At 61.7% G+C, this 26644-nt stretch carries 26 protein-coding genes; 18 read left to right on the top strand and 8 right to left on the bottom strand.

Annotated features, from left to right (window positions below):
- Positions 1 to 70: 70 nt before the first annotated feature.
- Positions 71 to 955, bottom strand: coding sequence for an ROK family protein (locus tag BN2664_RS03935; protein ID WP_231723441.1), 885 nt, complete (start codon positions 953 to 955; stop codon positions 71 to 73).
- On the opposite strand from BN2664_RS03935, the gene truA reads away from it, so the two are divergent.
- The 5 genes from truA to BN2664_RS03910 all read left to right on the top strand — a co-directional run bounded on the left by truA (position 954) and on the right by BN2664_RS03910 (position 5198).
- Positions 954 to 2015, top strand: a complete 1062-nt coding sequence (gene truA, locus BN2664_RS03930) for a tRNA pseudouridine(38-40) synthase TruA (protein ID WP_007001508.1) — start codon at positions 954 to 956, stop codon at positions 2013 to 2015. The genes BN2664_RS03935 and truA overlap by 2 nt on opposite strands.
- Positions 2005 to 3432 (top strand): LssY C-terminal domain-containing protein, encoded by a 1428-nt coding sequence (locus tag BN2664_RS03925; protein ID WP_007001509.1) that lies wholly within the window; start codon positions 2005 to 2007, stop codon positions 3430 to 3432. Before truA ends, BN2664_RS03925 begins: the two co-directional genes overlap by 11 nt.
- Positions 3433 to 3695: 263 nt before the next feature.
- Positions 3696 to 4139, top strand: a complete 444-nt coding sequence (gene rplM, locus BN2664_RS03920; RefSeq protein ID WP_007001510.1) for a 50S ribosomal protein L13 — start codon at positions 3696 to 3698, stop codon at positions 4137 to 4139.
- Between the two features lie 27 nt (positions 4140 to 4166).
- Positions 4167 to 4658, top strand: coding sequence for a 30S ribosomal protein S9 (gene rpsI / locus BN2664_RS03915; RefSeq protein ID WP_007001511.1), 492 nt, complete (start codon positions 4167 to 4169; stop codon positions 4656 to 4658).
- A 225-nt stretch (positions 4659 to 4883) separates the two neighbouring features.
- Complete coding sequence (locus BN2664_RS03910; protein WP_155856508.1) at positions 4884 to 5198, top strand: hypothetical protein; 315 nt, start codon at positions 4884 to 4886, stop codon at positions 5196 to 5198.
- 147 nt (positions 5199 to 5345) lie between these two features.
- On the opposite strand, the gene BN2664_RS09145 is transcribed toward BN2664_RS03910, so the two are convergent.
- Positions 5346 to 5534: a hypothetical protein gene (locus tag BN2664_RS09145; protein WP_040317016.1), complete on the bottom strand. Its 189-nt coding sequence runs from the start codon at positions 5532 to 5534 to the stop codon at positions 5346 to 5348.
- A 50-nt stretch (positions 5535 to 5584) separates the two neighbouring features.
- Between BN2664_RS09145 and glmM the strand changes: the two genes are divergently transcribed.
- Positions 5585 to 6934, top strand: a complete 1350-nt coding sequence (gene glmM, locus BN2664_RS03905) for a phosphoglucosamine mutase (RefSeq protein ID WP_007001513.1) — start codon at positions 5585 to 5587, stop codon at positions 6932 to 6934.
- Here glmM and coaA read toward each other — a convergent pair.
- Positions 6931 to 7875, bottom strand: coding sequence for a type I pantothenate kinase (gene coaA, locus BN2664_RS03900; RefSeq protein ID WP_007001514.1), 945 nt, complete (start codon positions 7873 to 7875; stop codon positions 6931 to 6933). The two genes, glmM and coaA, sit on opposite strands and share 4 nt — an antisense overlap.
- 63 nt (positions 7876 to 7938) lie before the next feature.
- On the opposite strand from coaA, the gene glmS reads away from it, so the two are divergent.
- The 10 genes from glmS to guaB all read left to right on the top strand — a co-directional run bounded on the left by glmS (position 7939) and on the right by guaB (position 18867).
- On the top strand, positions 7939 to 9789 hold the full coding sequence (gene glmS, locus BN2664_RS03895; RefSeq protein ID WP_040317017.1) for a glutamine--fructose-6-phosphate transaminase (isomerizing): 1851 nt from the start codon (positions 7939 to 7941) through the stop codon (positions 9787 to 9789).
- Between the two features lie 70 nt (positions 9790 to 9859).
- Complete coding sequence (locus tag BN2664_RS03890; RefSeq protein ID WP_007001516.1) at positions 9860 to 11512, top strand: NAD(P)H-hydrate epimerase; 1653 nt, start codon at positions 9860 to 9862, stop codon at positions 11510 to 11512.
- Between the two features lie 106 nt (positions 11513 to 11618).
- A complete protein-coding gene (gene alr / locus BN2664_RS03885; RefSeq protein ID WP_007001517.1) occupies positions 11619 to 12791 on the top strand; it encodes an alanine racemase in 1173 nt (390 codons plus the stop codon).
- 90 nt (positions 12792 to 12881) lie between these two features.
- Positions 12882 to 13424 carry a tRNA (adenosine(37)-N6)-threonylcarbamoyltransferase complex ATPase subunit type 1 TsaE gene (gene tsaE, locus BN2664_RS03880; RefSeq protein WP_007001518.1) on the top strand — a complete coding sequence of 181 codons (543 nt, stop codon included), beginning with the start codon at positions 12882 to 12884 and terminating at the stop codon, positions 13422 to 13424.
- Positions 13424 to 14128, top strand: a complete 705-nt coding sequence (gene tsaB, locus BN2664_RS03875; RefSeq protein ID WP_007001519.1) for a tRNA (adenosine(37)-N6)-threonylcarbamoyltransferase complex dimerization subunit type 1 TsaB — start codon at positions 13424 to 13426, stop codon at positions 14126 to 14128. Before tsaE ends, tsaB begins: the two co-directional genes overlap by 1 nt.
- A 1-nt stretch (position 14129) precedes the next feature.
- Complete coding sequence (locus BN2664_RS03870; RefSeq protein WP_051014130.1) at positions 14130 to 14711, top strand: GNAT family N-acetyltransferase; 582 nt, start codon at positions 14130 to 14132, stop codon at positions 14709 to 14711.
- A 27-nt stretch (positions 14712 to 14738) separates the two neighbouring features.
- Positions 14739 to 15779, top strand: coding sequence for a tRNA (adenosine(37)-N6)-threonylcarbamoyltransferase complex transferase subunit TsaD (gene tsaD, locus BN2664_RS03865; protein WP_007001521.1), 1041 nt, complete (start codon positions 14739 to 14741; stop codon positions 15777 to 15779).
- Between the two features lie 65 nt (positions 15780 to 15844).
- Positions 15845 to 16678, top strand: a complete 834-nt coding sequence (locus BN2664_RS03860; RefSeq protein WP_197408641.1) for an aldo/keto reductase — start codon at positions 15845 to 15847, stop codon at positions 16676 to 16678.
- Positions 16679 to 16891: 213 nt separating this feature from the next.
- Positions 16892 to 17188 carry a co-chaperone GroES gene (groES, locus tag BN2664_RS03855; RefSeq protein WP_007001523.1) on the top strand — a complete coding sequence of 99 codons (297 nt, stop codon included), beginning with the start codon at positions 16892 to 16894 and terminating at the stop codon, positions 17186 to 17188.
- A 170-nt stretch (positions 17189 to 17358) separates the two neighbouring features.
- Positions 17359 to 18867: an IMP dehydrogenase gene (guaB, locus tag BN2664_RS03850; protein WP_058120623.1), complete on the top strand. Its 1509-nt coding sequence runs from the start codon at positions 17359 to 17361 to the stop codon at positions 18865 to 18867.
- A 115-nt stretch (positions 18868 to 18982) separates the two neighbouring features.
- Here guaB and BN2664_RS03845 read toward each other — a convergent pair whose 3' ends face one another.
- Positions 18983 to 19672, bottom strand: a complete 690-nt coding sequence (locus tag BN2664_RS03845; protein WP_007001525.1) for an exonuclease domain-containing protein — start codon at positions 19670 to 19672, stop codon at positions 18983 to 18985.
- Between the two features lie 124 nt (positions 19673 to 19796).
- On the opposite strand from BN2664_RS03845, the gene BN2664_RS03840 reads away from it, so the two are divergent.
- Positions 19797 to 20912 (top strand): GuaB3 family IMP dehydrogenase-related protein, encoded by a 1116-nt coding sequence (locus tag BN2664_RS03840; RefSeq protein ID WP_007001526.1) that lies wholly within the window; start codon positions 19797 to 19799, stop codon positions 20910 to 20912.
- 3 nt (positions 20913 to 20915) lie between these two features.
- Here the strand turns inward: BN2664_RS03840 and BN2664_RS03835 are convergent, their stop codons facing one another.
- The 4 genes from BN2664_RS03835 to BN2664_RS03820 all read right to left on the bottom strand — a co-directional run bounded on the left by BN2664_RS03835 (position 20916) and on the right by BN2664_RS03820 (position 25255).
- A complete protein-coding gene (locus BN2664_RS03835; RefSeq protein WP_007001527.1) occupies positions 20916 to 21344 on the bottom strand; it encodes a GNAT family N-acetyltransferase in 429 nt (142 codons plus the stop codon).
- A 52-nt stretch (positions 21345 to 21396) separates the two neighbouring features.
- On the bottom strand, positions 21397 to 23634 hold the full coding sequence (locus tag BN2664_RS03830; RefSeq protein WP_058120622.1) for an NAD(+) synthase: 2238 nt from the start codon (positions 23632 to 23634) through the stop codon (positions 21397 to 21399).
- A gap of 95 nt (positions 23635 to 23729) precedes the next feature.
- A complete protein-coding gene (gene ald / locus BN2664_RS03825; protein ID WP_007001529.1) occupies positions 23730 to 24854 on the bottom strand; it encodes an alanine dehydrogenase in 1125 nt (374 codons plus the stop codon).
- Between the two features lie 23 nt (positions 24855 to 24877).
- A complete protein-coding gene (locus tag BN2664_RS03820; protein WP_007001530.1) occupies positions 24878 to 25255 on the bottom strand; it encodes a GntR family transcriptional regulator in 378 nt (125 codons plus the stop codon).
- Positions 25256 to 25586: 331 nt separating this feature from the next.
- Here BN2664_RS03820 and BN2664_RS03815 point away from each other — a divergent pair, with 331 nt between their 5' ends.
- The gene (locus BN2664_RS03815) at positions 25587 to 26639 is read left to right on the top strand and encodes a Gfo/Idh/MocA family protein (RefSeq protein WP_007001531.1); all 1053 of its coding nucleotides are present in this window, start codon (positions 25587 to 25589) and stop codon (positions 26637 to 26639) included.
- Positions 26640 to 26644: the final 5 nt, after the last annotated feature.

The raw sequence follows: 26644 nt of genomic DNA, 5'->3' as shown, positions 1-26644 counted from the left end.
GTCCGCGCAAATGAAGCTGGCGATTTCTGGGCAGCGATCCGCGCGATTAGTACGGTGGGATGTTGCTGAATTAGTCGGGCATGATTTGGTCGCCGAGCACATCCGGGCCGCGTAGCTGGGCGTGTTGGCCGCGTTCGGAGCGCCGTGCATTGTGGCCGGCCAGGCTCCAGGCGCGCACGCCGCCATTCATACCGGCGGCATTCGGAATGAAGGTCACCTTCGAATCGAATTTTGCGCGGACGGAGGAAGAGATTCGCGAGGCGTTTCCGCCCCCGATATAGAGCTTGTCCCAGCGCAAAACCGGATAGAGCGATTCCACCGCGCGCAGCACCCGGCGGCTCCAGGCGGAGTCACCCAGCCGGATGCGCTCGATTTCTCCCACAACGTCGTCGTACGTCAAACCCCAGCGCATCCGCGCGTGGGAGAACTCCATATGCGGGGCGAGGATGCCGTCGTCGACCACCGCAGAGCCCAGACCGGTACCGAAGGTGAGAACAACTTCCAGCCCGCGCCCGGAAACCACTCCGGCGGCGGCGACCTCGGAATCGTTAATCACGAGGGCGGGCACCGAAAAACGTTCCTCCAACGCAGCTTGGATGTCGAGGCCGTTCCAGGCGGCCTCATTGGTGGGATCAATTCGGGTATGCGGCCCAGCCTTCCGGATATAGTGCGGGGTGTAGACGATGACCCCGTGGCGGATCATTCCCGGCATTCCCATGGTGATTCGGTCGAAAAGGGTGGCGTCGGTTTCCCGCAAACCGGGAGTTTCGGCGAGGCGTTTGGTGTCCTGGGCGATAATCTCCAGTAAATTTTCGGGAGAAAAGGGGTAAGTTACCTCCGTGCGGGTCGCCGGCCCGATTTGGAAGCCACCCGGATCCAAAAGAGTGGTTTTGATTCCGCCACCGCCACAATCGACGGCGAGCGTTCGCAGACCTTTAGGGGAGACTTCTATCATGCAAGATACGGTAGCGCAAAGTGTTCGGCTTCGGCTTGATATCGCCTACGACGGTACCGATTTTCACGGTTGGGCCGCGCAGCCGGGCTTGCGGACCGTGGAGGGCGTGCTTACCGATGCGCTGAGCACCATCTTGCGCGTTCCGGTGGTGCTGACGGTGGCGGGGCGTACCGACGCCGGAGTGCATGCGCGCGGCCAGGTTGCTCATCTGGATGTGGAGGCAAGTGCTTTCCAGGCTGTGCCCGGCCGCTCCACAAGAACCCCGGAGGAGGCGCTGGCCTCGCGTTTGCGCGGCGTGCTGGCACGAGAAGCGGGCACTCAGGGCGGTCCGCGCGGCACCTCCGACGTCGCCGTGCAAAAGATTGAACAAGTCCCCGGGGATTTCGACGCGCGGTTCTCGGCGCTGGCGCGCGAATACACCTACCGCATCGCCACCCATGATTTTGACCCGCTGCGGCGCCACGACGTGCTGTGGCTCCCGGGTCAGCGGCTCGACGTCGAGGCGATGAACGCCGCCGCTCAGCAACTGCTTGGGGAGCATAATTTCCTTTCCTATTGCCGCCCGCGCGAGGGGGCTACCACCATTCGCGAGCTGCAGCGTCTGGAGGTCGTGCCCGAGGGCGGTGCGGGGGAGGAGTCAGGGATTCTGGCGGTCCACGCGCGGGCTGATGCTTTTGGGCATTCGATGGTGCGCACGCTGGTGGGCACGCTCCTTAGGGTGGGAAATGGTACGCGCGGCGTTGATTGGCCGCGCCAGCGCCTCGAGGAATGTAATCGCACCGGGGAAGTGGTGATTGCCCCGCCGCATCCCCTCACCTTGGAGAGAATTATTTATCCGCGGCCGGAAAGCTTTGGCGAGCGGGCGCGCCTCACGCGGCGAGTGCGCACGCTCAACGGCGTCGGCGAGGCGAGCGAGCGACCGGATTGGGGCGAGGGGAACCAAGCGCGCGAAACCCAGGGTGTGGGGGAGGCGAGCCAAGCGCGCGAAACGCGTGGTGCAGGAGAGGCGAGCCCCGCCCGCGGTGAACGGCCGGCCGGAGAGGGCAACAATGCGGATTAAGGCGGAGAAAACTGAGCATCGCTGGCCGGTGCCGACCAGCGAACCCGAATACGAGCGGTCCTCCAGCGGGCCGGCGCCGCGGCGTCGCTACGCGCTTTATGACATCGTCGCGGCAATCTTCTCTTTTATTGGGCTTATCTTCGCCATCTGGTTCGGGCTTCTTCTTTTGCCGCTCGGGATCCCGGGCGAGCCTCTGTGGGCGCTCAACCTCATTTTCTTCTGGGCGCTGTTTGCGTATTTGGCAATTCCGCGGTTACACCAGGTGGTTTCCACTATTTACGTGCCCGATTATTTTATTGGGAGAACCCGTACCGCCGATGGAATCCTGGGCGATCCGGTGAACCTTTCCTTCGACGGGGAGGAAAATGATATTCACGCCGTTATGCGCGCTGCCGGCTGGGTAAAAGCCGACCCACTTTCGCTTCGCTCCAGCTGGAAAATTATCCTCTCGTATATCTTCCGGCGCTCATACCCGGCCGCGCCGGTCTCGCATTTATTCCTTTTCGATCGCGAGGAGGATTTCGCCTACCAGAAAGAAGTGGACGGAAACATTTCCCAGCGCCACCACGTGCGGTTTTGGAGAACTCCGCCGGGCTGGACCCTGCCCGGCGGAATCGCGGTGGATTGGGTGGCTGCGGCAACCTATGACCGCTCGGTTGGCCTCTCCGTTTTCACCGGGCAAGTTACGCACAAAATCGATCCCGACGTCGACGCCGAGCGTGACTATCTGATTGCAACCTTGCGCTACGCCGATGCGGAGGTTGGGGTCGGCGTGGTCGAGCAGTATTTCAATGCCTATCACTCGCGCAACGGTGGTGGGGACGAGATCCACACCGACGGCGACCTTCCCGTCCTCGATATTAATGGCGCCGCCGAACGGGCTGGCCGCGCGGCGGGAATTAATGAAGCGGCGGCTGGTGACGATGGCGGCGCAGGTAGCGATGACCCCTGGGACGGCGCCGGGGCGACAACTCAATCACGCGAGGGCGGCACAAAACGTCGTAGATCTCGCGGCGGAGTCCCGGTTCCCGCGGCGGTCAGTGAAGCGACGCGGCGCGAGCTACCACCGCCGCCCGTTGGCCTGGCTGCGGTACTTATATTCCTAGATGTTGTTTTGGACCTGGCCTGGAGTTTGCCCCAGGTGCCGCAGGCATCCTTGGCGGCCTTCGCTGTTTCCGCCATACTCCTCATCCTGGTGGCGGCGAGAAGACGCTGGGCGTGGGTGGCTTTTATGCTCTTGCATTGCGCGATCTCCTTCCTCTACCTATCTCAGGCGGGCCAATTGGAAATCGGGGAGATCGTGCGGGCATCCTTCCCGGTTTTGGCCGTTTTTGCGGTTTCGGCCAGCTCCGTCCGGCACTGGGTGGGCAAGCGCGGTGGCGAGCCCTACGTCACGGTTCCTCCGCCGGTGGTGTAGGGGATCCGCAGGGATTTAATGGCTGGTGGAACCGCTCACAGAAGCACTTTATCTTTGACTGACCTAAAGGCTCACTGTATTCTGGATTGTTGTTGTGCAAGCTGTCTGTGCGGTGCTTTTCCCACTCGCCGCGCCAGCTCCCAGCAAAAGATTTTGAAATGACCATTGTGGTTTTGCCTTGCGATGTGTTTTTGGCTGGCGCGCGGTTATGACCCGCCTTGCCATGCGAGGTAAAACCCTAACGAGAAACGAAGGCTACGCAAGTGCGCACGTACACTCCTAAGCCCGGCGACATCGATCGTAAGTGGTACATCGTTGATGCCACTGATGTTGTTCTCGGGCGCTTGGCAGCCCAGGTTGCCAACCTGCTCCGTGGGAAGCATAAGCCCATTTTTGCTCCGAACGCCGATACCGGCGATTTCGTGATTGTGGTCAACGCGTCGAAAGTTGCGCTGACCGGAAGCAAGCTACGCGACAAGATGTCCTACCACCACTCGGGTTACCCGGGCGGTTTGAAGGCCACCTCTTATGCGGAACTTCTTGCCTCTCAGCCGGAGAAGGCTATTGAGCAAGCAGTCAAGGGCATGATTCCCCGCAACAAGCTCGGACGTCAGCAGATTAAGCGGCTGAAGGTATACGCCGGCGGAGAGCATCCGCACGTCGCTCAGCAGCCCGAGCCTTACGAGCTCAAGAAGATCGCCCAGTAGGCGCAAGCTTTTCGGAACAGGATTAAAATGTCAGAAATCAACGTTGACGCCCAGGTGGAAGAAGAGGAGTTCACCGGTTCCTACACCACGGAAACCGAAACCCCTCGCGCCGGTCAGGGCGTATCCGCTACAGCTCCGGGGCAGGGCCTCGGGCGCCGCAAGGAGGCGGTGGCGCGCGTGCGCCTCGTCCCCGGAACCGGCGAATGGAAGATTAACGGTCGCGAGCTGAAGGATTACTTCCCGAACCCGCTTCATCAGCAGCTGGTGAACGCTCCGTTCGTGCTCCTCGACCTCGAAGGACGTTTCGATGTGATCGCTCGCATTGATGGCGGCGGGACCTCCGGCCAGGCCGGCGCGCTCCGTTTGGGTGTTTCCCGCGCTCTCAATGAGATCGATCGCGAGGCGAACCGCCCGAGCCTGAAGAAGGCCGGCTTCCTCACGCGCGATGCGCGCGCGGTGGAGCGTAAGAAGGCTGGACTCAAGAAGGCTCGCAAGGCTTCGCAGTTCTCCAAGCGTTAAGGCGATCGACGCCGCCGGCGCGGCATCTCGTCTCAAAGAACCCCGCTCAGTGGAGCGGGGTTCTTTCTGTCTATAGGTGGGCTTCTGCTGGTTTTGACAAAGATCACAGCCGCGCACTCGCGGATATTTGCCAAATTTTATGAACGGTACGAAATATCCGTCTGCTCCTTATTACAAAGTCTCCCTATCGGGAAATCCCCGACAATTCAATGAAAAAACAATTTGGTGAAGCCTATGGATCCGACCACTCCGGCCGTTGATCCCACCAAGCCGGCTGATCCGACCGAGGAGCCCAGCGAGGATCCGACGGTTGATCCGACCGACGAGCCTGGTGACGATGACACCACCAAGGCGGCCGACGACAAGTCGAAGGCCCCGGCCAAGGAAACTAAGCCCGCCAAGAAGGCTGGCGATAAGGTTGCCAAGGCCGAGAAGAAGGCAAAGGTTGCCCACGCCGGTGCGGACATTGCCGGAATGTCTGGTGTGGCTCTGGTGCTCATAGCTGGCGGTGCCGCGATCGCACGTCGCAAGAACGGCTAATAGCCAACTGAGTCTCTTCCGCTCCGTGTAGCCACGTAGCGGAAGAGAGACTCAAATCACGGCGTGGGGCCTCAGTAACCGAGGTCCCACGTTTTGTTTTATGCGCTAGCGCTGTGTCTGTGCGGCGCCATGCCGGCGTTGCGCTGTTTAAGCGCAACCAAGTGCTAGCACAACCATTACCAGCGCGACCAGTGCCAGCGCAACCATTACCAGCGCGACCGGTGCCAGCGCAGCCAGCGGCCTCCGCTTGGGATGGTGTGCCTTGCCGGCGAGGGCCGGCGGCGGTGCAATAATTGACCCCAGTTGGAGCGAAGCATGAAAACTTCGCGTATGCATAGATAGCCCGATTGTAAATTTCGGCGCTTGACCAATGAGGGAGAAAAGATATGCCCAGGCTTTTTGGAACAGACGGTGTACGTGGTTTGGCGAATCGTGAGTTGACTGCGGAACTGGCGCTTCGACTCGGTGAGGCCGCCGCGAGGGTATTGACTCGCGGCTTCAACGGTGAAGGACGGCCGCGCGCAGTCATTGGCCAGGATTCGCGCGTCTCCGGAGGGATGCTCGGGCAAGCAGTGGCGGCCGGCCTGTCCGGAGCGGGTGTGGACGTGGAACACGTTGACGTTATCCCCACTCCCGGCATTGCGTACCTCACTGCCGAAGGCGACTATGACCTCGGCGTTATGATCTCGGCTTCGCACAACCCCATGCAGGATAACGGCATTAAATTCTTCGCCCGTGGCGGCTTCAAACTCGAGGATTCCAAAGAGGACGAAATTGAAAAGCTCCTTGGTGAAGACTGGGGCCGCCCGATCGGTGCCGGCATCGGCCGCATCACCGACACCAGCGAGTTTGCGGATAAGAAGTACATCGACCACCTGGTCTCCACAATCCAAACACCGCTGACGGGTCTGAAAATCGTGGTCGATTGCGCAAATGGAGCTACCAGCCGCGTAGCACCCGAAGCTTTGCGGCGGGCGGGCGCGGAAGTGATCGTGATCAACGCGTCGCCCGACGGCTACAACATCAACCTGGAATGTGGCTCCACCCATCCCGAGGCAATGCAGGCCGCCGTCGTCGCCAATGGGGCAGATTTTGGTGTTGCGTTCGACGGCGACGCCGATCGGTGCCTGGCCGCGGATGAAAACGGGAATCTCGTGGATGGCGATCAAATTATGGCGATCCTGGCGGTGGCAGGCAACGCGCTCGGATGGCTCAACAAGAGCACGCTCGTCGTTACAGTGATGTCGAACCTGGGCCTGCTTCTGGCAATGAAGGAACACGGAATTACCACCGTCCAGACCGGGGTAGGAGATCGCTACGTGCTCGAAGAAATGCGGAAGAACGGATACTCGCTGGGCGGCGAACAGTCCGGGCACGTGATTTCCCTTCAGCACGCGACCACCGGCGACGGAACCCTCACCGCCCTTATGCTCAGCCAGCAGGTGGCGGCCTCCGGCAAGCCGCTCTCCGAATTGGCGTCGATTGTCACTCGTTTGCCGCAGGTCCTCATCAATGTTCCAGACGTGGATAAAGCCGCCGTCAACAGCAATGAGCAGGTGCAGAAGGCAGTGCGCGACGCCGAAGTAGCGCTCGGCGAAACCGGCCGCGTTCTGCTCCGCCCCTCGGGAACCGAACCGCTGGTGCGCGTGATGGTGGAAGCCGAGACGGAGGAACACGCACAAGCCGTTGCCGATGAATTGGCCGGGGTTGTGCGTGATAACCTCGCTCTCCGCTAGAGCTTACGTACGAGCACTTCTTCCACCCGGTGCGTTGGGCCTTTCCGAAGCGTGATATCGGCCCGCGCCCGGGTGGGCTCTATATTCTCTAGCAGATTCGGTAAATTGATTGTGCGCCAGATTTCGCGCGAACGGTCGCGGAGTTCGTCGTCGGGCATGTCAGCGAACTGGTGGAAGTAAGCACCCGGTTCGGAGAAGGCAATATCGCGGAGCTTGAACTGCCGATCGAGGTACCAGCGTTCGAGGTCCTCGGGCTCCGCGTCCACGTAAATCGACATATCGAAGAAATCTGAGACCACGGTGCGGATTTTGTTCGGCGGGTCCTCGGGGCGCAAAATCGCGGGTTGCAGAACGTTCAGGCCCTCCAGAATCAAGATGTCTGGGTGGTGGACGGTCAGCATTTGATCGGGGACGATGTCGTAGGTGACGTGGTCGTACATGGGCGCGGTGACGTGCGATTTACCGGATTTCACCTGCCGCACAAAGTTCGTGAGCGCGTCTTGATCATATGACTCGGGGAAACCTTTGCGTTCCATAAGCCCGTTCGCTTCCAAAACGGCGTTCGGGTAGAGGAAGCCATCCGTGGTGACGAGCTCCACTTTCGGCGTGAGCGGCCAGCGGCGCAACAGCGCCTGCAGTAAGCGCGCCGTGGTGGATTTCCCGACGGCGACTGAACCGGCAATGCCAATAATGAACGGAGTTCGCTCCTCGTGAATCCCGAGGAATTCCGATGTGGCCCGGTGCAGATCGCCCATCTCCCGGGTATACATCTGCAGTAGCGCAGAAAGCGGGCGGTAGATCGCGTCCGCCTCTGAAAGACCAATCGGATCGCCGAGTGCCTTCAGGTGGCGAACATCGGCGTGGGTGAGGGGGAGCGGGGAGTTTTTCGCCAGAGCGCTCCATTCGTCATGCGTAAAAGAGAGCATGTGCGTAGACGTCATAGTCTCCAGGCTACAGTCGTGTTCCACTTTTCGCCGAGCCCGTAGACCGCTATATTTTTTCGCGTGTGTGGAATTGTTGGATACGTCGGGCCGCGCCCGGCCTCGCAAAGAGCCCAGAATGTAGTAATGGCGGGTCTAGCCCGCCTCGAGTACCGCGGATACGACTCAGCCGGAATCGGCGTGGCGGACGCGGAAGGAAACCTTCGGGTTGTCAAGAAGGCAGGGCGTCTAGAGAACCTGCGCGGAGAGCTTTCGGCGCAACCGCCCGAGGCGATCTCCGCCATTGGCCACACTCGCTGGGCCACCCACGGCGCGCCCAGCGATACGAATGCGCATCCGCACCTGTCTTTTGACGGCAAAGTAGCGGTGGTGCACAACGGCATTATTGAAAATTACCGCGAATTGGCGCAGCGGCTCACCCCGCGCGGCATTACGCCCGTCTCCGAGACGGATACCGAAATCGCGGCGCACTGCCTGGCGCTGTACCTGGAAGAAACCGGCAATCTGAAAGACGCCATGCTTCGCCTCGCCCCGGAGCTCGAAGGGTCCTTCTCCCTCGTGGCCCTCGATGCTAGCGGCGATGTGGTGGCCGCGCGTCGTAACTCGCCCCTCGTCGTCGGGCTGGGCAAGGGGGAGAACTTCCTCGGCTCCGATGTTGCCGCCTTTATTTCCGAAACCCGTGAGGCCCTGGAGATTGAGCAAAACACCGTGGTGGTGCTCAAGCCCAACGGCGTCGAACTTTATGATTTTTCCGGTGCGCCCTCCGAGGGACGCCGTTTCACCGTGGATTGGGACGCGTCCGCCGCGGTCAAGGGCGGCTACGCCACCTTCATGGACAAAGAAATCCACGAAGGGCCTACCGCCGTCGCCGAAACGCTGCGCGGACGGATGGACGCCGGAAACCTCGAACTCGATGAAATGCGCATTGACCCGCAACTCCTGCGGGAGGTGGACAAAATCGTCATTATCGCGGCAGGGACGGCGAGCTACGCCGGCCAGGTGGCGCGCTACGCGATCGAGCACTGGTGCCGAATTCCGGTGGAAGTAGAGCTCGCCTCCGAGTTCCGCTACCGCGATCCGGTGGTTTCCCAGAAAACCCTCACCGTGGCGATTTCCCAGTCGGGGGAAACGATGGACACCATTATGGCGATCCGGCACGCGCGCGAGCAGGGATCCAAGGTGCTCGCGATCGTCAACACCTTCGGATCCACGATTGCGCGTGAATCGGATGCGGTGCTCTACACCCATGCCGGCCCCGAAATTGCGGTGGCCTCCACCAAGGCCTTCCTCGCGCAAATTACCGCCTCCTACCTGCTGGGTCTGTATCTGGCTCAGCTGCGCGAAAACAAATCCGCCAGCGAGGTGGCGCACTACCTCGATGAGCTCGGCAGAATGCCGGCGCGCATTGAGAAGGTACTTGAGCAGGAAGATGACGTGCGTGAGCTGGCGCGCCAGCTGAAGACTTCCTCCCGCTTCATTTTCCTTGGCCGCCACGTGGGCTATCCGGTGGCGCTGGAAGGTGCGCTGAAGCTGAAGGAAATCGCTTATTTGCACGCGGAGGGATTCGCGGCCGGAGAACTCAAGCACGGGCCCATCGCACTCATTGATGAAGGTGTGCCGGTGTTCGTGATTGTCCCGACTCGCCGGCGCGCCGAACTGCACGCCAAGGTCCTCGCCAACCTGCAGGAGGTTCGTTCCCGCGGCGCGCGCACCATCGTCATTGCGGAGGAGGGCGACGACGGCGTAACAGAATTCGCTGAGCGCGTCTTCTGGATGCCGCAGGGTACCCCGACCCTTATGATGCCGCTGGTGACCGTGGTTCCCCTGCAAATTTTCGCTTCCGAGATGGCCGCGGCGCTCGGGTACGACGTCGATAAGCCCCGCAACTTGGCTAAATCGGTGACCGTCGAATAGCGCCCGCGCGCTGCTTGGCGCGCGCGGAGATCTCGTCTAATGCGTCGGAGCGGGAGCCTAAGCTAGAGACATGTTGAGAACATACGATGTTGCAACGGTTCGTGCGGCGGAGGCTCCGCTTCTGGCCGCCGGGGAGCCCCTTATGCTTCGTGCGGCGCGGGCGCTGGCCAATCGCGTGGTTTGGGAACTGCGCGCACGCTCGCTGCGGGTCTACGGAACTTCCATTGCCGTCTTTGTGGGCGGTGGAAACAATGGCGGAGACGCGCTCTACGCGGGCGCTCATCTCGCCGCGCGCGGGGCCGCGGTAACGATCGTGCTCTGCGCTGAGCAGGCGCATGAGGCCGGGCTGGCGCGAGCCCTGGAATGCGGAGCCCGGGTGGTGCGTGCCGTGGAGCCGGGCGAGCGAGGTGCAACAGGCGAGCACGGCGTGGCGGACGAGCAGAGCGTGGCTGGCGAGCCGGCGCGGATTGCACGGGAGCAGGCAGCACGCGCCGCGGTATGGATCGATGGCCTGTTAGGAATCGGCGCTCGCGGACCGGCACGCGAACCGGTGGCCTCGATTATCGATGCTCTGAACGACGAACTTGATTCCTCGCCGGCTGAGCCGCTAGTGGTGGCGGTTGATACGCCGTCGGGAATTGACGCGCAAACCGGGGCACTACCTGGCCCGGCCCTGCGCGCCCACCTCACCGTCACCATGGGCGCGGCCAAACCGGGCCTCGTGCTCGATCCCGCGCGGCGGCGCGCCGGGAAAGTGGATCTGGTCGACCTCGCCTTCGAACGCACTCTTGGCGATTGGTCGGTGAGCGTGCTGGGCGATGCGGATGTGGCGGATATCTGGCCGTTGCCGGGAGCTACATCGCATAAATACACCCGCGGCGTGGTCGGCGTTCTGGCCGGTAGCGAGCGCTACCCGGGGGCGGGGATTCTTGCGGTTTCCGGCGCCCGCGCGATGGGGCCGGGCTATGTGCGCTATCTAGGCGATGAAAGGCTCGGCAAGCACCTGGTTGGGATGTTCCCGGACGTGGTGTGCGCCGAGGGGCGAGTGCAGGCCTACTGCGTGGGTTCGGGCAATCCGGCGGGAGGCGAAAAGACCATCCGCACCGCGATTGATGCGGCTATTCCTATCGTGATCGACGCCGGCTCACTCTGCGGCGTCGCCGGCAACATCGCCACCTTGGGCGAAAAGCTCCCGGAAACGGCGGTGCTGACGCCTCATGCGGGGGAGGCGAGCGGCCTCCTGGCCCGTTTGGGGCAGAGCGCTTCGCGCGAGGAAATCGAGAGCGCGCCGTTTGTGTACGCGCGTAGGATTGCTGAGCTTACCGGCGCAACCGTCGTGCTCAAGGGTGCGGTGGATGTGGTCGCCGGCCCCGATGGGCACGCTTATGCGCAAGGTGGAGCACCTGGATGGCGCGGAGTCGCCGGTAGCGGGGACGTTACCGCCGGGGCCGTTGCCTCTATGCTCGCTATAGCGGAACCCGAGACCCATCAGCCTGGCGGTCCAGCGCTCTTAGCCGCGGCCGCTCTGCATGTGCACGCCCGCGCCGCGGCCATAGCGGCCGGGTGTGAGTTCGATGAGCAACTCCTGGGGGAGGCCAGCGCGGCAGATCCGCGGCTGACCGCCCCGGCCCTAACCGACGCCCGGCAGCGAGCGGGCCACCCAATATGTGCCACGGATATTGCCCGGTCGATTCCGGTTGCGCTGGCCGAGATTCTCGGCTGAAGCGCTGCCGTGCGGCGTAGCGCAGCATGACGCGGGTACGCTTGGCGGCGCGCGGCTCCCACGAACAAGACTTAGCCCCAGCCCGATGAAGAAAGAGATGTTGAGAATGGAAAGTATTTTCCCCGCCCGTGCTGAGATTTCGCGCTCGGCACTCACCCATAATTTCCAAAACATCAAAGAACGCCTCGAGGGCCAGCAGGTAATGGCGATTGTCAAAGCCGATGCCTACGGGCACGGGCTGGCGGAAGCGGCGCGGGTCTTTATCGCGGCCGGGGCGGACTACCTCGGGGTGGCACAACTCGAAGAGGCCCTGCATCTGGCACGCGAGCTGGAGGCAGATCCCGGCGCCGCAACACCGATTTTTAGCTGGATTTACGCACCGGGTGATGATCTGCGCGAAGCAATCAGCCGCGGCATTGAGCTATCGGTCGGCACCGCTTGGGCGCTGGAAGCGGTCAGCGATGCCGCGCAGGAACTGCGCGCGCGGGGAGTGGGGCCCGCTCGCGTGCATATCGCGATCGACTCCGGTATGACGCGCGAAGGTTTTGGGCTCAAGGAGTTATCTGAGCATCGCGAGCGAATTGCCGAGTTGGTGGCCCGGGGCCTCATCGAGGTGGTTGGCCTCTGGTCCCACCTGGCCTGCGCCGATGCGGTCGATAGTGAGGGCAAGGTAGATAGCGACCCAACCGCCGCGCAGCTTTCGCGTTTCAATCAGGCGCGGGAGATGTTGGCGAGTGTGGGATGCCAGCCGGCCGCGGTTCATCTAGCCGCTTCCGGTGGAACGCTCTGGCAGCCGGCCGCCCGATTCTCGATGGTCCGGCCCGGAATTGTGCTCTACGGAATTTCTCCCAATCCGCAAATTGCTACCGCCAGCGAGCTCGGCTTGCGCGCGGCAATGACGTTGAAAGCGCGAATCGTCGCGGATCGAATCACGGAAGAAGAAGCGGGGGTCTCCTACGGCCACACGCGGCGGGTGGCAAAAGGAACGCATTTGGGGATCGTCCCGCTCGGTTACGCCGATGGAATTCCGCGCGCGGCGTCCAATAAAGTCTCGGTGCTGGTCAACGGCAAGCCATGCCCCATGGTCGGGCGCGTGTGCATGGACCAGTTCATGGTGGAGCTCCCCGCCGGAGTGGGTGCCGGAAGCGAAGCCGTACTTTTCGGCGACGCGAGTACGGGGGCCCTCACAGCAGACGATTGGGGTGCGGCCAGCGGGTCGATCGGTTATGAGATTCCCACGCGCCTCGGCCCGCGCGTGCCGCGCGTTTACTGCGACTAGCGAGAGCCGGCGCGACTAGCGGTGAATACCACCTCGCGGCCAAGCCTCGTCCACGCTGATTAGCAAGCGGAAAGGTCTATCATAGAGCGCGTGATCGATGAACTCGTTATTGCAGATGCTGAGGCCATGCGGGAGTTTGGCGAAATCCTCGGGCGTGAGTTGCGCCGCGGAGACCTGGTGATGCTTTCGGGGCCTTTGGGGGCCGGCAAAACCACCATGGTGCGCGGGGTAGCCGAAGGGATGGACGTGAGCGGACGCGTCACCTCGCCCACCTTTGTTATCGCGAATGTACACAAGAACCGCGGTAATGGCCCAGACCTCATCCACGTTGACGCCTACCGGCTCAACGGCCTGGAGGAAATCGACGCCCTGGATCTGGACACCACCCTGGACGATTCGGCCACCCTAGTGGAATGGGGTGAAGGCAAGGTGGAGGTTCTTTCCGCCGACCGCCTCGAAATCTTTATTGACCGTCCAACCGGCTCCAGCGAGGGAGAGGATGTACTCGACCTGTACGAGGATGCCCCTCGCACCCTGCGTTTTGCGGCAACCGGCCAGCGCGCTCGCGAACTCGCTAGCCAGCTCACCGCGCAGTGGACTGATCACACCGAGAAGAACGGAAAGCTTGACTAATGAACATTTTGACCATTGACAGCTCTGACCAGACCGTGGTGGGAGTGGTACGCACCAACTTCGGTTCCGTTCCCGAAACTCAGGCAAGTTTTGAGACGCTTTCGCGAGAGGTTTCCGAAGATTCGCGTAGCCACGCCGAAACCCTCACGTCCATGGTTCTGCGGGCCCTCGACGCTGCCGACGTTGACGTTCCCGACGCAATTGTGGGCGGCACCGGACCGGGCGCCTTCACCGGTTTGCGCGCGGGTCTGGTCACCGCCCGCACGCTCGCCTTTTCCTGGGAGATTCCGCTTTACGGCGTGCCGTCCTTGGACGCCATGGCATACGGGGCACTCCAAACCTCGCCGGTGGTGTGGTCGGTTATTGACGCTCGCCGCAAGGAGCTCTACATCGAGGGCGTGCGCGAAATCGAGGGTTACAACGACGTCCTGGTCTTTTCCGCACCCGAGATTATTCGTCCGGCTGACCTTCCCGCGAAGGTAGGCGACGACGCCGTCGTCGTCTCCCGCGAAGGGCTTTACCCCGAACTTGAGGGAGCGAGCCTCGCGCTGGCGGAACCCGAGTACTTGGCCCGTATCGCTCTTTCCCGTCTCGATAGCGCCGAGGATCCCGAGCTCGCGCTGGGAACCGAGCCGCTCTATTTGCGCCGCCCCGATGTGGCCCAGGGCGTGGCCCAACCGGCTGGCGACGGCTACAACAAGTAGCGTGAAAGCCCATGGCGTCGGCGCGCCAGACGGTAACCAAGCAAACTCCCAGGGGTCCGCGGCTCGCGACCGGCTCGGGGGAGGCGTGCATCTGCGCCGCGACCTGGCGGTTCCCGGCGATTCCGATGCCCTAACCCGGTTCGACTTTTCGGTTTTCGACCGCGACGCCTGGCCCGAAGCGGCCTGGACCGACGCCCTGCAATTCCCGCGTTACCTCGTGCTCATCGACCGACTTGTGAGGAGCGGGCCGGAGCAGGCAGGCGGACCGGAGCGCGCCAACGCTCCGACGCCGGAGGTGGACGACGTCGTCGCGGTGGGCGCGGTTTCAATTGGGCTCGAGGCGGAAATCCTCACCCTCGGGGTGGATCGCGCATTTCGCGGGTGCGGCCTGGGCGCGGCGATGCTCGATTCGCTGATCGCTATCGCGACGGAGTGCGGGGCGGCGGACCTCTTTTTGGAAGTGCGTGCGGAAGATCCAGTTGCGCGCGGACTCTACGAATCGCGCGGCTTTAGCGCCGTCGGCACCCGGCGGGGCTACTATCGCGGCAAAGATGCTGTGATCATGCGCCGTTCCGTCCGCTAACGGCCTGGCCGGGGTTAGAATCGCCCAGTGAGTATTACGGTTCTCGGTATTGAAACTTCCTGCGATGAGACCGGAGTCGCCGTCGTGCGCGACGGCGAACTTCTGGCCGACGTCACCGCTACGTCCATGGATGAATATGCTCGCTACGGCGGCATTATTCCCGAAATTGCTTCGCGCGCCCATCTGCAACAGATGGTTCCGACCATCAACGGCGCGTTGGAAAAAGCCGGCGTCACCCTCGACGATATTGACGCGGTTGCCGTCACCGCCGGGCCGGGCCTTATCGGTTCGCTGACCGTGGGCGTCTCGGCCGCCAAGGCCCTCGCGCTTTCCCTCGGGGTGCCGCTTTACGGCGTCAACCACATTATCGGCCATCTCGCGGTGGACGAACTGGTGGATGGCCCCTTCCCGGAGAAGTTCATTGGTCTGGTGGTTTCCGGCGGGCACTCCTCAATTCTGCGCGTCAACAATATCGCGAATGACGTTTCTGAGTTGGGCGGTACGCTCGACGACGCCGCTGGGGAAGCATTCGATAAAGTGGGACGCCTGCTGGGCTTGCCCTACCCGGGCGGGCCGCATATTGATCGCCTCTCCCAGGTGGGAGACCGTGCCGCGATTCGCTTCCCGCGCGGGCTGGAAAGCGGCAAGAACAAGGAAAAGCATCCTTACGACTTCTCCTTCTCTGGTCTGAAGACCGCGGTCGCGCGCTATATCGAAGGTTGCGAGGCGCGCGGAGAAGAAATCAGCAAGGAAAACATTGCGGCCGGATTTACCGAGGCCATTGTGGATACGTTGACGAGCAAATCCCTCAAGGCTTGCCAGGCCTTTGACTGTGACACCCTGGTGATTGGCGGCGGGTTCTCCGCTAATTCGCGGTTGCGGGCGCTGGCTGCCGAACGAGGAGAGGCAATGGGAATCAACGTCCGCATTCCTCCGCTTCGCTACTGCACCGATAACGGCGCGATGATCGCCGCCCTCGGCTACGCCCTGGTGAAGAACGGTGCCCAGGAATCTGAGCTGGATTTGAGCGTCGATACGAATATGGACCTGGATCGCATCACGATGTAGGGCGCGCATACGCGAGCGACGAACAGCGATGCGAAAACAGCTACATAAAGTGAATAATGATTGGCATGGCTAATATCCCTACCCTTTCTTTGAACGATGGCAAGGAAATTCCGCAGCTTGGTTTCGGAGTTTTCTTAGTGGAGCCCGAGGAAACCGCTCGCATTGTGAGCGACGCCTTGGAAACCGGATACCGGCATATCGATACCGCCACCGCTTACGGCAACGAAAAGCAGGTGGGGGAGGCAATTGCCAGCTCTGGCTTGGCTCGTGACGACCTCTTCGTGACCACCAAGTTGTGGAACGATATGCAAGAGCGCCCGCGCGAGGCGCTTGAGAAATCGCTGGATTTGCTGGGTTTGGATCACGTGGATCTGTACCTCATTCACTGGCCGGCACCGGAGCGGGACGTCTATTTGCCAGCCTGGGAGGCGCTGATTGGCCTGCGGGAAGAAGGGTTGGCAACCTCTATTGGGGTATGCAACTTCCTGCCCGGGCATCTGGAGCGAATTATAGAGGAGACGAAGGTGGTTCCTGCCGTCAACCAGATTGAGCTCCATCCCCAATTCCAGCAGGCCGAATCGGTGGCTTTTGCCAACGCTCACGATATTCGGATCGAGGCCTGGGGCCCCTTGGGGCAGGGGAAGTACCCGCTCTTTGAGGCGGAGCCGGTCGCCGCGGCCGCCGCGGCGCACGGCAAGAGCCCGGCGCAGGCGGTCTTGCGGTGGCATCTGCAGCACGGCAATATCATTTTCCCGAAGACGAACCATCGCCAGCGTATGGAAGAAAACCTCGACGTCTTTGACTTCGAGCTCACGGACGCGGAAATGGCGGCAATTGACGCCATGGATCGCGGGGAAGATGGGCGCGTTGGCACCCATCCGCTCGATGGGAATTGGTAAACGCAAAAGTTTTACGCTCTGCTTTGCTGGCGCATGGCTAAGATCCCTTAGCACTCGACTTGACCGAGTGCTAAACCCGGCATAACGTTAAGCGCGGACGTAGTTTTACTACGGCTTGTGCTTGGGTTTGGGCCCGGCCCCCGCGACGGCGGGTCCCGGCCCCGAGCGCTTTACATAATGCACGAGTTATAGAAGTAAAGGAGGAGACATCAAGTGACCGTCTCCATCAAGCCGCTGGAGGATCGCATTGTTATCCAGCAGCAAGCAGCTGAAACCACCACCGCCTCCGGCCTCGTTCTGCCGGACACCGCAACCGAAAAGCCCCAGGAGGGCAAGGTTGTAGCGGTTGGCCCGGGCCGAGTCGATGACAACGGCAATCGCGTCCCGATGGACGTGAAGATTGGCGACGTCGTTATTTACTCGAAGTACGGCGGGACCGAGGTCAAGTACGGCGAAGATGAGTACATCATCCTCTCCGCGCGCGACGTCTTGGCGGTTGTCGAGCGCTAAGAGCTCGGAGCGCTTCGGAAAGAACCGTAAGCGCTGAAATACTGGCGGGGCCGGGATGCGAAAGGCATTCCGGCCCCGTTTTGTATCTGCGTTGGGAGCTGATTTGTGAGCGTGATGAACTACTCGTCGAACCAGGAGGCGAGGTGAACGCAAAGAAGTAAGATGGAAAAATGGAGTTCGAGAATGACTTTGCACCTCTTGCCCTAACCTATGACGACGTATTGCTCGTTCCGCAACCCACAGACGTAATCCCTTCCGAGGTTGATACTTCCTCTCGTCTCACGCGCAACATCGTTTTGAAGACCCCGATGCTTTCGGCGGCGATGGACACGGTGACCGAGCGGAATATGGCCGTCGCGATGGCACGTCAGGGTGGCATTGGAATTATTCACCGTAATCTTTCTATTGAAGATCAAGCCCAGCAGGTGCGCGAGGTAAAGCGCTCCGAATCGGGGATGGTTTCCGATCCGGTAACCGTGAGCCCCGAAGCAACGCTGAAGGAGCTTGACGCGCTGTGTGGGCGCTACCGGATCTCCGGCCTCCCCGTGGTGGATGAGGCCGGCGTTTTGCTCGGTATTATTACGAATCGCGATTTGCGTTTCGTCAAGGAGTCGGAGTACTCCAATATTCGTGTTGCTGAGGTCATGACGAAGATGCCGCTTGTGACGGCACCTCGTGGGGTCGCCCGCGAAACCGCGCGGCAACTGCTCTCCGATAACAAGATCGAAAAGCTCCCGTTGGTGGATGCAGACGGCAAACTGGCCGGCCTGATTACCGTCAAGGATTTCGTCAAGACCGAGCAGTACCCGAATGCCTCGAAGGATTCCCAGGGCCGCCTCCTCGTGGGCGCGGGCGTGGGCTATCTTTCTGATGCGTGGGATCGCGCGGTGGCGCTGGCGGAAGCCGGCGTTGACGTGCTCGTCATTGATTCCGCGAACGGCGAGGCGAAACTCGCGCTCGATATGATCTCGCGTTTGCGTAGTGAATCCGGGTTCGACGGCGTTGAGATTATCGGCGGAAATATTGGCACCCGTAGCGGTGCACAGGCGCTTATCGACGCCGGTGCGGACGCCGTGAAGGTGGGCATTGGCCCGGGTTCGATCTGCACCACCCGCGTGGTGGCCGGCGTGGGCGTGCCTCAGCTGACCGCAATTCACGAGGCGGCCAAGGCCGCCGGCCCGGCGAATGTGCCGGTGATTGCGGACGGCGGCCTGCACTACTCGGGCGATCTGGCCAAGGCCTTTGTGGCTGGCGCGGACACGGTGATGCTCGGATCGCTCCTGGCTGGTTGCGAGGAGACCCCGGGCGAGCTGGTATTCGTCAACGGTAAGCAGTACAAGCACTTCCGCGGCATGGGTTCGCTTGGAGCCATGAGCTCGCGCGGGAAGAAGTCCTACTCGAAGGACCGCTATTTCCAGGCGGATGTGACCAGCGATGACAAGATCATCCCGGAGGGCATTGAAGGCCAGGTGCCTTACCGCGGCGCTTTGGCTTCGGTCCTTTACGAACTGACCGGCGGGTTGAGCCAGTCGATGTTCTACTCGGGTGCTCGCACTATTCCGGAGCTGAAGGAAAAGGGACGCTTCGTTCGCATGACGGCGGCGGGCCTGCAGGAGTCGCATCCGCACGACGTGCAGATGACGGTCGAGGCCCCGAACTACTCCGGGCGTAGCAAGTAAGGCGTTTGGCGTGTAGCGCCATCTAAAAAAGCGGGGTTAGAGCAGAATCTAGCCCCGCATTTTTGTGTGCCGCGGAGCCTCGCGCGCGGCGGAGCTTAGCGCTTGGCGGCGGATCCTAGCGCTCAGCCAGGACCGGCCAGCCCTCGCGCGGGTGATCGATCTTGCCCACAGACTGAAGGAATTTATCGAATTCCCGCTGGGCGGCGATCTGCATATCCACGATCTCGCGCAGACCCTTTTCGGTCAGGTCCGGGAATTTCTCGACCATAGCGCGTAGCACGCGCAGGGTAGCGATCACATCTGCTTCGGCATTGTGGAACGAATCGTTATCTCCCACGCCGTAATGCTCCACCAGATTGGTCAAGCGACGCTTGCCCTTGCGATACCGATCCAGGGCACGGTCCAGGAGGTAGGGGTCAATAACCGGGAAGATCTCTCCGCTCAGGCGTTCGGTGAGGGTAGGCAGGCCGTGCCGGCTCAGTTCTGCTTCCAGTAGCGTGAAATCGTAGGAAGCATTGAAAGCCACCGCGACGAACCCGTTCGCGAGGTGGGAATACAGCTCATCTGAGATTTCTTGCAGGGCCTCCTCAATGGGCTGACCCTCGCGCTGAGCTTGCTCGGTAGTAATACCGTGCACCTCGGTGGATTCGGGTGGAATTTCCACGCCCGGATCCGCTAGCCAGTACCGCCGCTCCGCGCCCTCGCGGGTGAGCCGTACCAGCGAGCAGGTAATAAGGCGCGAGTTCTTTGCATCCACGCCCGTGGTTTCGGTATCAAATCCAATAATGGGATTTTCGGTCCACATGAGTCCTCAATTCTGGGAGCTTGATTCCTGAGTCGTTTTTCCGGAGTTCTTGATTCGTGAGTCATTCTAGAAGAAGCCTCCGACACGACCGCTCGCGCCGCGGGTAACCGGTAGGCTAACGCACGTGAGCGAAATTGAAATTGGACGTGGCAAGCGAGCCATAACATCATTCACGCTAGACGACGTGGCGGTCGTTCCCCGCCGCCGCACCCGGGATGTGCAAGAGGTTTCCACCAGCTGGCAACTCGATGCCTATCACTTGGATATTCCGGTTCTTTCCGCCCCGATGGATTCGGTCAGCTCGCCGGAAATGGTGATCGGTTTGGGCCGCGCGGGCGGAGTCGGAATTCTCGACTTTGAAGGCCTGTGGACGCGCTACGAGGATCCGCGTAGCGTGTACGCGGAAATCGCGGAAACTTCGGGGGAAGAGTCCAATGCCCTCCTTCAGCGCCTCTACGCGGCCGAGCCCGTGAAGCCGGAGCTGATTGGCCGGCGCATTGAAGAAATCCGCGCGGCCGGAGTGGTAGTGGCCGGTGCTTGCTCACCCGGCAGAGCAAAGAAAATCGTTGAGCCCGCCCGGGAAGCGGGAGTGGATCTATTCGTTATTCGCGGCACCACGGTGTCTGCCGAGCACGTTTCCACCACGCGTGAGCCGCTCAATCTGCGCACTTTTATTTATGATCTCGATATTCCGGTGATTGTGGGCGGGGCCGTGACCTACCAGAGCGCCTTGCATCTGATGCGCACCGGAGCGGCGGGAGTGCTGGCCGGTTACGGCGGAGGTGCGGCTTCCCAGACCCTGCGCACGGTGGGAATTGCGGCGCCAATGGCCACCGCCATCGCGGATATTGCCGCCGCGCGCCGGGACTACATGGATGAATCTGCCGGCCGCTACGTGCACGTGATTGCCGATGGTTCACTTGGAACGTCAGGCGACGTCGTGAAGGCCATCGCCTGCGGTGCCGACGGCGTTATGCTCGGAACAATTCTGGCTCGCGCCAAGGAGGCGCCCGGAGCCGGATGGCACTGGGGGCCCGAGGCACACCACGAACGCTTACCGCGCGGTAAGCGAGTGAGAGTCGGAACCGTGGGCTCGCTCGAAGAAATTCTCTATGGCCCCACCACCGGCGCCGATGGCTACACGAATATTGTGGGGGCCTTGCGCCACGCAATGTCTGCCACCGGATACTCCGATATTAAGGAGCTCCAGCGGGCAGACCTCTGCGTGGTGCATTCCTAGGCGCTAGCCCTGGTAGCGGTAAACGTTGGTTTCCCTCGCCTCAAATCCCGCGCGCCGGTAGAGGCGATTCGCCGCCTCGCGGGAAGGCCGCGAGGTGAGATCTACGGTACGTGACCCGATTTTCTGCGCCTGGGCTACGGCTGCCTGCACGAGTTCGAACCCAGCGCCCTGGCCGCGGGCTTCAGAATCGACAACCACGTCTTCAATCCACGCTCGTTTTCCAGTAGGAATATCGAAGGTCACGAGGGTCAGCATCCCGAGGATGGGCCCGCCTTCCTCCGCTCGGTAAACCAGCTGGTAAACACCCGGCTGGCGCATCAGGGCTTCGGCTTGCTGGCGCGGTACCTCCGTCATCTTGCTCGAAAGTTGCGGAGTCAGGCGCTGGAGTGCGTTAAATAGCTCGTCCGAAAGCTCGGTCAGGATTTCAATCATCGTTCTTCCAATCTTTGTTTTCCGGTGAACATGGCGGCGTTTTCACCGCGGCCTACTCGTTCGGAATCTTGTCCAAGTCCGCCAGCCAGGTAGCCGCGCTAATATCGGACGGCATACGCCAGGCGGCCAACGGCGAAAGCGATCCACCCGGCAGAACCTGCGGGCCGTTAGGGGAAGTGGACCGCTTGAACTGCTGGCTAAAGAAGCGCCGGATGAAGATTTCCAGCCAGTGCTTGATCTCCTCTAGCGTGTATTCGCGCCGGGCCACGCCCTCCGGCCAGATCCCCGACTCGGCGTCCTTCCAGGCGCTGTAGCTCATGAAGGCGATACGGGAAGGTTTGAACCCGCGCAAAAGCCAGTACAAATGCAGATCCTGCAATTCGTAAGGACCAATCTTCTGCTGGGTTGACTGCATGCCCTGCGCATCAGCAGGAACCAGCTCGGGAGAAATCTCTGTGTCAAGAATCGCCTGCAGAGCTTCGCCCGCTCCTTCGAACTGGTTGGTGCGAATTGCCCAGCGAATGAGGTACTGCATGGAGGTCTTAGGCAAGCCAGCATTGACGTTGTAATGGTTCATTTGGTCGCCCACCCCGAACGTCGCCCAACCGAGAGCGGCCTCCGACAGATCACCGGTTCCCAGCACAATTGCGCCCTCGTAGCCGGAAATGCGGAAGAGGTAATCAGCGCGCAGGCCGGCCTGCACGTTTTCGAAGGTGACGTCATAGACCGGCTCACCATCGGCGTACGGGTGGCCCAGATCCTTGAGCATTTGCATGCCCGCGGGCTTAATATCAATTTCTCGTAGCGGCACTCCGAGCGCTTCGCAGAGCCGGTAGGCGTTCGATTTTGTGGTGTCCGACGTCGCAAATCCCGGTAAAGTGTAAGCCAGGATATCGGTGCGCGGCCGGCCGGCGCGATCGCAGACCATAGCGGAGACCAATAGCGCCTGGGTGGAATCCAAACCGCCGGAAACACCCAGCACAATCTTCGGATTTCCAATCGCGCGCAGGCGTGTTTGCAAGGCGGAGGCCTGAAGGGCAAACACTTCGCCCGGGTCAATTGGTTCACCGGCGTCGTACTGGAAGGGGAAGCGCGAGAGCGGCCGGCGCAGGGCGCGGGCGGGTGCGGGAACGGCGCTCATATCCGGAACCGTGAACGTCATGGATTGCGGGAACATGGCGGGGGAGGCCGGGTGTGTGGCATTCTGCCTCGGTTGCGGGACGCCGAGCCGCTGGTTGCGTAGCGTGATCCCCTCCAGGTCAATGTCGGCGCTCGCGATCACCGCGCGAGAGCTCTCTGCCGGGAACTCAGCTTCGCTCGCGCTGGCGAGTTCGTCACCGCACTCGCAGATGGCGCCCGATGCGACCCAGGCGCCGTCGGTGGAGGATTCCCAGGCTCCCGCGTTCGCACTCACAATTGCAATCCCGCGGCGTTCCGATTCGGTGCGCAGGATTTGCCGGGTGGCGCGGGTGCTTCCGGCGACGGCGGGGTGGGCATCGAGCCGGGCGATGATGGAAACCTGCGTGCCTTCGTATGGGCTATCGGCAAAGTCCACCGCGAAGCTGAAGTTCTCGATGTTGGTGGCGCGGAAAGTGAGAGCCGGGCTGATGGACACTTCGTTTTCCTGCAGTCCGTAAAGGAGGGTATTGCGTTCGGACTCATCGAGATCGGAAATCCAATCGTTGGCGGCGCCCCAGCTACTGCCGGCACTCAGATTAGTCTCCGCGCTCTCCGATAGATCACCGTCGGCAGAGGCGATGGCGACCGCGCTCTCCGGTAGATCTCCAACAAACGAGGCCATCGCTACCGTTTCCGGCTCCGTCTGAACGCCGGGAAGCCGGACGTAATCCGGAAGCGAGCTACCGGCGCGGTCTGGGATTGAAGCAAAGTAGCGCGAACCATCAGAATGCGGGGAGAAATGGCGTTGCGGGACGATCCCGAGCACCCGCCCGCGGTGGATGACCACGCCGCAAGAATAGAGCTTGCCGCCCACGGCCAGCGGCGCGCCAATCACCAGCGCGGTTTCGAAATCCTGGCTGGCGGCGCGGATCGTTTCAATGGCCTCCAAGGTGGTCTGCTGAAGCGCGGATTGGAAGAAAAGATCACCAATGGACGAGCCGGTAACGCACAGCGCCGGGAAAACCGCCAAGAGTGTGCCCTCGGCGGCAACCTGGCGCGCGCTGTCAATAATCGCGCGCGCATTGGCGGCGGGCTGAGCGGGCATAATAACGGGCGAACACGCGGCAGCGCGCGCAAATCCCTGCGAGTAGATCGAGTAGAAATCGAACATGGCTATAGTCTTGCATTACCTTCCGACAAACTTTTAACGCGGCGCGCGAACGCGGCGCATTTTGCGCGCGTAGCGCGAGAGCGTAGCGCTCTAAGCTATCCGAGCTCCGCGAAATCTGCTTCGCTCAGCGCGAGTTGCCCCGCTACCGAATCGAACACCGCCCGATTGGTGATCTTCCCACCGGCCGTATTCACGCCGTCTCGCCAGCCGGCGTCGTCGGCGCAATCGACCAGCGCCTCGCGCCACCCACGGTCGGCGATACGCAGGGCGAAAGGTAGCGTCGCGTTCGTGAGGGCTTCGGTCGAGGTCTGCGGAACCGCGCCGGGCATATTCGCCACGCAGTAGAAGATCTTTCCGTCAACGTCAAAAGTGGGATGCTGATGGGTGGTGGGGTGCGAGCCCTCAAAGCATCCGCCCTGGTCAATGGCGACGTCCACCAGTACAGAGCCCTCGCGCATTTGCCGCACATTCGCCAACGTCACGAGTTTGGGAGCCGCCGCGCCCGGAATAAGCGCCGTGCCAATCACCAGATCCGCTTCGCGCACCGTTTCCTCAATGTTTTGCGCATTCGAAGCGAGGGTTTTGAACGTGCTTCCGTACGTCGAGCGCAACTGCGCCAGCCGCTCCACCGAAACATCAAGCACGGTTACATCCGCGCCCATTCCGGCCGCCATCACCGCGGCACTTTCACCGGAAACGCCACCGCCGATCACGGCCACCCGCGCCGGGCGAGTGCCCGCCACTCCGCCAATGAGCATCCCCGATCCGCCCTGGGATTCCATCAGGTGATAGGCGCCAATAATCGGGGAGAGATTTCCCGCCACTCGGCTCATGGGTGCTAGTAGCGGAAGTTTTCCGCCTTGGCTCAACGTTTCGTAGGCAATACCCACGGTGCCGGCCGCTCGTAGGGCCTCCACTAGGCGGGTATTCGAAGCCAGGTGCAGGTAAGTGAAAAGCACTAGGTCAGGGCGGAGGAAAGCGTATTCGTCCGGCTCTGGCTCCTTGACTTTCATTACCAGCTCGGCGCCCCACGCTTCGGCTGCGGTGCCAATATGGGCGCCGGCGGCCTCGTAAGCGGCGTCGCTAAATCCAGAGACGCGGCCGGCGTCGGACTGAACGGTCACGCTGTGGCCGGCCTGCGTCAGCTCCCGGGCTCCGGCCGGAGTGAGGGCAACGCGGTACTCATTGTTCTTTAGCTCTGTGGGCACACCAATTTTCATGGTGTAAGTGTAGCCGCGCTACGCTAGCGCAACGCTTCGCGCGCGAAATAATCGCGAACGAAGGTCATGAGCTGGGTGACGGTAAATCCCAAATTTGCGCCTTGCGCCAGCGCGGGCCCCAGCACTCGCTCGGCGTAGTCTTCCCGCCCCGCGGTGCGAAGCGCCTCGCGCGCTCCGGGCCGCACGAACATCCCGATACCGCGCCGCTTTTCCAAGAGCCCTTCGTCTACCAGCACCGAAAACGCCCGGTTAGCCGTTGCCGGGTTGATCCTCAATTCCCGCGCGAGCTGGTTGGTTGAGGGGACCCTCGCGCCCGCGGCGAGTTCTCCCGCGACGATCTTTTCGCGCACTTTCTGCGCGATCACGAGGTAAATCGGGGGATCGTTGGACGCGTTGCTCATGTCGGTTTTCCTTCCGTGGTTGAAAGCGGGCAATACGCGCGGCTCGCGCGGGTAGCGCGCCGACGCCGGCGCAAGCTAGTTTGTCCACTAATTAACCATATAACCATAACGGTAAGACGTGCGGGTGCGGAAGGGGCCGCTCGAGATTGGCCAAGTTTCGCTAGAGTGCGAAAAATCCGCGCTAAAAGGCCGTTTTAAGCCCGCCCAAAGCGCGCGATACGGCCGCCTCGAAGCGTGGTTCGGCGCGGCCACTAAAAATAAAGCGCACTCAATAATGAAGTAGTGCCCATTCGAATGACAACCTCGCCTCGCTGACCTAGAGTTACGTCGAATGACAAATGCCTATCAGGAGGGCGCCGTGAGAATTGGCCAGCTAGGTGTAGGGCGCGCGGGCAAAATGCACGCGAAGATTCTGTGCACTCGCGTATCGCAACTCTTTATCGCTGATCCCTATCCGGGCCGCGCGCAGGAGGTGAAGGCGGAGCTAGAAAGCATCGCCGGTTGCGCTGAGGTGACGATTGCCCAGGTAGAGGAGCTAGAGCAGGGCGTTGGTGCCGGGGCAAATCTCGATGCGCTGGTGATCACCAGCCCCACGGATGTGCACGCCGATCAAATCATTGCCGGAGCCGAGCAGGGGATCCCGGTGTTTTGCGAAAAGCCGGTGTCGACGTCGCTGGCTGAAACCCAGCGCGTGCGGCGCGAAGTGGCCGGCCGCGTTCCGGTGGCGATTGGCTTTCAGCGCCGTTTCGATGATGCGTATCGCCTCGCTCGCCAGCACGTGCGCGACGGCGAAGTGGGCGAGCTTCGCCGCGTCATTATGCACACCATGGATCAGGCTCCCGCTCCGCGCTCTTTCCTTGCCGCGTCCGGCGGTATTTACGTGGATTGCCTGGTGCACGATTTCGACGTGTTGCGCTGGGTAACCGGCCAGGAGGTGGAGGAGCTTTTCTGCTACGGCACCGATCTTGGCTTGGCGGATTTCGCCGATTTCAACGACCCGGCCGAGACGGTGATGGTCCTCAAGATGGCCGGGAATGTGCTGGTAACGGCGTCGTCGTCGCGCTTCAACGGGCACGGGTACGACGTGCGCATGGAGCTGCACGGAACCGAAAAAACTGACGTGGTGGGAATGGATGCGAAGCTGCCGCTCCGCTCGCTGGAGGGCGTGAGCTACCCCGAGGGTGAGCCGTGGACGGACTTTATTGCCCGCTTCGCGGTGTGCTACCAGCGCGAAATCGAGGCTTTCCTCATTTTGGTAGAAGAGGGTGGGTCGCCGGCTTCCGGGCTCGACGACGCCGTTGCCGCGCTCGAAATTGCCGAGGCCGCGAAGCTTTCCTATCGCGAGCATCGCCCGGTAGCGCTGGCCGAGCTACGCAACGCGTAGCGGGC

This window comes from Actinobaculum massiliense, assembly GCF_001457435.1.
GTDB lineage: Bacteria > Actinomycetota > Actinomycetes > Actinomycetales > Actinomycetaceae > Actinobaculum > Actinobaculum massiliense.
Note: the sequence above shows the minus strand (reverse complement) of the source record. Positions and strands in the feature narration are given on the sequence as shown.